The sequence below is a fragment of the Bacillus sp. CH_48 genome, from assembly GCF_038008465.1.
In the GTDB taxonomy this organism is placed as follows: Bacteria; Bacillota; Bacilli; order Bacillales; family Bacillaceae_G; genus Bacillus_A; species Bacillus_A thuringiensis_S.
Window position 1 is genome coordinate 1,235,001 of the sequence record NZ_JBBOZF010000001.1, and the last position, 5,000, is coordinate 1,240,000.

The window sequence follows — 5,000 nt, forward strand, 5'->3', positions numbered from 1 at the left end:
ATCTCTTCTTTTCAAGAATACAATTCATTCAACATCGCAAGGCAATGGATACTAAATTAAGTCGTGTACTAAAAGGAAACTTACAAACGAGATTATTCACAAGCAATGACCACTCATTACATAATATCGTTTTTTCAATAAACGAGCTAATAGCTAAATTAGAGCAAGTTCAGATTGAAGCCAAAAGATCCGAGGAATCCAGAAAACAACTTTTGTCTAGTATCTCCCACGATATACGAACACCACTCACCTCCATCATCGGATATATAGATGCTTTAAAAGATGGGGTTGCTGTTTCTGAAATAGAAAAACAAGAATACCTTAAAATACTTTATATGAAATCAAATAACTTAAAGCACCTAGTTGATGAAATATTCAATATGGCGAAGCTAGACGCTAATGAATTTCCACTAAAAGAAGAAGAACTCGACTTTTCTGAAGTTACTAGAGAAGTTTTGATTGAATTTTTACCTGAGCTCTCAAAACATAACATCGAACTGCAAGTTCTCATACCAGAATCTACTTGCCCTATTATCGCAGACCATCTGAGCCTTATGCGGATTATGAGTAATTTAATGAAAAATGCCATTTATTACGGAAAGGATGGAAAAATAGTAGGAGTCGAACTACTAGAAACCGATAGAGAATATGAACTTCATATTTGGGACAAAGGCCCTGGTATTCCAAAGCATGATTTACAAAATGTGTTTGAGCGAATGTACCGAAGCGAACAATCAAGAAACTCCTCGTTTGGTGGTAGTGGTCTCGGGCTCTCTATTTCTAAAGCGCTCGTTGAGAGAAATGGTGGGCATATATGGGTTGAAAGCACTCCATGGAAACGAACTATTTTTGGCTTTTCTATTCCAAAACACAATACTTTTAAGAAATAGTTAAGAAATGATTAATATGCAGTTAAGCCTTCCTTTTTATGATGTAAGTAAGAACTTATAGAAAGCAGGTGTCTCCTATAAATACAATTATAAAAACGACTAACCTTACTAAAGTATATGGCAATCAAAAATCAGTAGATAATTTAAATATTAATGTTCAACAAGGGGAGATTTATGGCTTCATAGGCCGCAACGGTGCTGGTAAAACAACAACCATTCGTATGCTGCTTAGTCTTATAAAGCCTACAAGTGGAACGATTGAAATATTTGGAGAGAACTTATTCCAAAATCAAAAAGATATTTTAAGCAGAATTGGTTCTATAGTTGAAGTTCCAGGATTTTATGAAAACTTAACTGCAAAAGAAAACCTATTAATTAATGCAAAGATAATTGGGGTTCACAAAAAGAATGCTATCGAAGAAGCATTAGAAATAGTAGGCTTGCAGCATGAGACAAAAAAGTTAGTAGGAAAGTATTCTTTAGGAATGAAGCAACGCTTAGGAATTGCACGCGCTCTTCTCCATTATCCCGAGCTACTCATATTAGATGAACCAACTAACGGACTAGACCCTATTGGTATTAAAGAAATGCGAAAACTTATTCATTCTTTAGCTCAAGAAAGAAATATAACCATACTCATTTCTAGTCACATATTAGCCGAGGTAGAACAGTTAGTCGATCGTATCGGAATTATTCATGAAGGAAAGTTACTAGAAGAAGTTTCTCTTGATACGCTACGTAAAGCAAATCGTAAGTACATAGAGTTTCAAGTGAATAATGACAATAAAGCTGTGATGTTATTAGAAAATCATCTTCAAATTTTTGATTATGAAGTACACGATGAAGGGAATATTCGTATTTACTCTCATTTTGGACAACAAGGATACATAAATAGAACATTAGTTCTTAATGGTATTGAAGTATTAAAAATGATGATAAGTGAAGATAGACTAGAAGATTATTTCACCAAGCTAGTTGGAGGTGGAACAATTGGTTAATCTACTCTATACAGAACTCTTAAAATTAAAACGCTCTAATATGTTTTTAATTAGCATTATTGGTGCTGGTGTCGCACCTTTCTTAGTTGTAGTAGCCTCTTATATACATATAAAAACAAAAGAGCCAACTCCGACTATTTGGTTCCATCAATTATTCACTGATGTTAACTTATATACTACTTTAGTTATAGGATTCCCCTTATATGGAGTAGTGGTTGCATATTTGCTTACCCGCGAATATGCAGAAGATACACTAAAAAATTTACTAACTATCCCCGTGTCGCGCATTAGCTTTATTATAAGTAAATTCATCATTCTCTTTCTTTGGATCATGATGCTAACTTTAGTCGCTTGGACACTTACTTTAATATTAGGGCTATTGGGGAATTTCCCTGGTTTTAACATTGCTTTACTTTTAAGTTCTTTCCTAGAATTTTTAATATGTGGTGGACTTCTCTTTCTATTGTCTTCACCTATTGTACTACTAACTCTTGTCATGAAGAGCTATGTACCGCCCATTATATTAACAGTCATTATTACAATGACCAATCTTATGCTCGTAAACTCCAAGCATAAAGATTTATTTCCGTGGACCGCTACTCTAGATATCGCAAATAATGAATTACAACCGACATATCCACCAGAGTATTCTTATATCATCATTGCAGTAACAACAATTTCCGGATTTATTGCAACACTATTCTATTTTAAAAAAGTAGACATTCATTAATTTATAGGAGTGAAACTATGAGCGATATCATTATTGCCTTCATACTCGGTATTGTAGAAGGATTAGCTGAATTTTTACCTATATCTTCTACTGGCCACCTTATATTAGTCGGGCATTTATTAGACTTTGAAGGAGAAAGAGCAAAAACGTTTGAAATTGTTATTCAGCTAGGCGCAATTTTAGCTATTGCAATTTTATATCATAAACGTCTCGTTTCTCTATGTAATATTAAGCCTCTTCTACGGAAAGAGAAAAAATTCAACGCGTTTCATGTATTTCTTGGCGTATTTCCGGCAGTAGTGGCTGGTTTGCTACTACATGATATTATTAAAACATACTTATTTCAGCCATACACTGTTGTGATTGGACTTGTAGCAGGGGCAATTCTTATGATCTTTGCAGAAGTAAAAAAGAAAGAGGCAACCGCCTATTCACTGGACGATTTAACATACCGTCAAGCTTTAACAATTGGATTATTTCAGTGCTTAGCAGTATACCCTGGCTTCTCTAGAGCTGGCTCTACTATCTCTGGAGGTCTATTAGCAAAAGTAAATTATAAAACCGCATCCGAGTTCTCTTTTCTAATAGCTCTTCCTGTAATGGTTGGAGCTACAGGCTTAGACTTACTAAAAAGCTGGGAGTATTTAAGTGTCGATGACATCCCTATGTTTGCGGTAGGATTCATTACCTCTTTTACCGTAGCGATGCTAGCGGTAGTAACTTTTCTAAAGCTTTTAGAGAAGATAGGTTTAAAACCTTTTGCATACTATCGTATTTTGTTGGCTATCTTATTTACGCTTTTCGTATTACTATAGATTCATATAAGTCACATATCATTAAACTGATATTCAATTTTAGAATATCGGTTTTTTATCTATTTCAACTCTAGTACTACTCACTTCAATATGGCATAGTGATAATAAGCTACCATTAATAGTCTGAACGTTCTTTAAGTAACTATATCCTTTATCATAAAATGCAATTGGAAAATTAAAGATTCCATATATATACAGAACATATTTACAAACCATATTCATTCCACATAGTATCTTTTTAATTTGCAACACACTGATACAAATTTCAAATGAGCACAAAGACAGAATAAGTAAATAAATAAATTTCCTAGGAATTATAAAGCGACTAAATTTAATTAGAGTGAGGTGACGATAAAATGAATCAATTAGCACAGACATATTGGAATACTTATTGGGGAAACAACAAAAAACCAGAATCTGTTATAGCTTGGCAATTTGAAGATTCCCCTAATTATCTTGCACAACTAGTAATTGACGGTATTAAAACTGCTACATGCTCCGGTCACATTTTTTATGAATTAGAAAATGAACCGCTACCGACCACTAATGATTATAGTATTATACTTAATAGTAATGATGAACCTGTAGCTATTATTAAGATAATAGAAGTAACTGTAACACCAATGAATGAAGTAAGCGAAGAATTCGCTATCGCTGAAGGCGAAGGAGATCGTACTTATAATTACTGGAGAGACACCCATGTTCGTTTTTTTACAAAGGAACTAAATGAGCTTGGTCTTAATTTCTCTGAAGATATGTTACTCGTCTGTGAGCGTTTTGAACTTGTTGATGTGAACAATAAAGTGAAATTATAAAAAACTGAGATTTACCACCCATTCTTATTTTTATAAAACACAAAAAAGACAAGTCATTCTGACTTGTCTTAAAGTTGCTTGGCGACGTCCTACTCTCACAGGGACAAGGTCCCAACTACCATCGGCGCTAGAGAGCTTAACTTCCGTGTTCGGTATGGGAACGGGTGTGACCTCTCTGCCATCATCACCAAACTATGAAGGCATATTCCTTCAAAACTAGATAACATTGCTACATATTATATGGTTAAGTCCTCGATCTATTAGTATTCGTCAGCTCCACATGTCACCATGCTTCCACCTCGAACCTATCAACCTGATCATCTTTCAGGGATCTTACTAGCTTACGCTATGGGAAATCTCATCTTGAGGGGGGCTTCATGCTTAGATGCTTTCAGCACTTATCCCTTCCGCACATAGCTACCCAGCTATGCCCTTGGCAGAACAACTGGTACACCAGCGGTGCGTCCATCCCGGTCCTCTCGTACTAAGGACAGCTCCTCTCAAATTTCCTACGCCCACGACGGATAGGGACCGAACTGTCTCACGACGTTCTGAACCCAGCTCGCGTACCGCTTTAATGGGCGAACAGCCCAACCCTTGGGACCGACTACAGCCCCAGGATGCGATGAGCCGACATCGAGGTGCCAAACCTCCCCGTCGATGTGGACTCTTGGGGGAGATAAGCCTGTTATCCCCGGGGTAGCTTTTATCCGTTGAGCGATGGCCCTTCCATGCGGAACCACCGGATCACT

At 36.2% G+C, this 5,000-nt stretch carries 5 protein-coding genes and 2 rRNA genes (2 of these 7 cut by a window edge); 5 read left to right on the forward strand and 2 right to left on the reverse strand.

What is annotated here, in order from left to right; genetic code table 11:
* The 5 genes from N2V92_RS05915 to N2V92_RS05935 all read left to right on the forward strand — a co-directional run.
* Positions 1 to 890, forward strand: partial view of a sensor histidine kinase gene (locus N2V92_RS05915; protein WP_000845349.1) — the 3' portion only. The gene continues 124 nt to the left of window position 1, outside the view; only the last 890 of its 1,014 coding nucleotides appear in the window; its start codon lies beyond the left edge, outside the window; its stop codon occupies positions 888 to 890.
* A gap of 68 nt (positions 891 to 958) precedes the next feature.
* Positions 959 to 1,888 carry an ABC transporter ATP-binding protein gene (locus N2V92_RS05920; RefSeq protein WP_000074583.1) on the forward strand — a complete coding sequence of 310 codons (930 nt, stop codon included), beginning with the start codon at positions 959 to 961 and terminating at the stop codon, positions 1,886 to 1,888.
* A complete protein-coding gene (locus tag N2V92_RS05925) occupies positions 1,881 to 2,618 on the forward strand; it encodes an ABC transporter permease (protein ID WP_000247703.1) in 738 nt (245 codons plus the stop codon). The genes N2V92_RS05920 and N2V92_RS05925 overlap by 8 nt, the downstream gene beginning before the upstream one ends.
* Positions 2,619 to 2,635: 17 nt before the next feature.
* The gene (gene uppP, locus N2V92_RS05930; RefSeq protein WP_001279949.1) at positions 2,636 to 3,433 is read left to right on the forward strand and encodes an undecaprenyl-diphosphate phosphatase UppP; all 798 of its coding nucleotides are present in this window, start codon (positions 2,636 to 2,638) and stop codon (positions 3,431 to 3,433) included.
* Between the two features lie 356 nt (positions 3,434 to 3,789).
* Positions 3,790 to 4,248: an ASCH domain-containing protein gene (locus N2V92_RS05935; protein WP_042596930.1), complete on the forward strand. Its 459-nt coding sequence runs from the start codon at positions 3,790 to 3,792 to the stop codon at positions 4,246 to 4,248.
* A 76-nt stretch (positions 4,249 to 4,324) separates the two neighbouring features.
* Here the strand turns inward: N2V92_RS05935 and rrf are convergent.
* Positions 4,325 to 4,440 (reverse strand): 5S ribosomal RNA (gene rrf / locus N2V92_RS05940).
* Positions 4,441 to 4,488: 48 nt separating this feature from the next.
* Positions 4,489 to 5,000, reverse strand: a 23S ribosomal RNA gene (locus N2V92_RS05945); it runs 2,410 nt beyond the window's last position.